We start from the raw sequence: 574 nt of genomic DNA on the forward strand, positions 1-574 counted from the left end.
TACGGCTTCGCAGAGACCTGTGTTTTTGATAAACAGTCGCTTGGGCCTTTTCACTGCGGCTCCCCTGGGCTATTCACCCGAGGGAGCACCCCTTCTCCCGAAGTTACGGGGTCATTTTGCCGAGTTCCTTAACGAGAGTTCTCCCGCGCACCTTAGGATTCTCTCCTCGCCTACCTGTGTCGGTTTGCGGTACGGGCACCTCTCACCTCGCTAGAGGCTTTTCTTGGCAGTGTGGAATCAGGCACTTCGGTACTACATTTCCCTCGCCATCACAGCTCAGCCTACTCAAGCGGATTTGCCTACTTGAGGCGCCTAACTGCTTGGACGCGCACAACCAGTCGCGCGCTGACCCTATCCTCCTGCGTCCCCCCATTGCTCAAACGGTGAGGAGGTGGTACAGGAATATCAACCTGTTGTCCATCGCCTACGCCTTTCGGCCTCGGCTTAGGTCCCGACTAACCCTGAGCGGACGAGCCTTCCTCAGGAAACCTTAGGCTTTCGGTGCAGAGGATTCTCACCTCTGTTTTCGCTACTCACACCGGCATTCTCACTTCTAAGCGCTCCACTAGTCCTT

Annotated in this window: 1 rRNA gene; it reads right to left on the minus strand. The window is 56.1% G+C overall.

The annotated features are described in order from the left end of the window. A 23S ribosomal RNA gene (locus LD028_RS13070) occupies positions 1-574 on the minus strand; the annotation flags it as partial.

The sequence above is a fragment of the Anoxybacillus sp. LAT27 genome (assembly GCF_022030075.1).
Lineage (GTDB): Bacteria > Bacillota > Bacilli > Bacillales > Anoxybacillaceae > Anoxybacillus > Anoxybacillus kestanbolensis.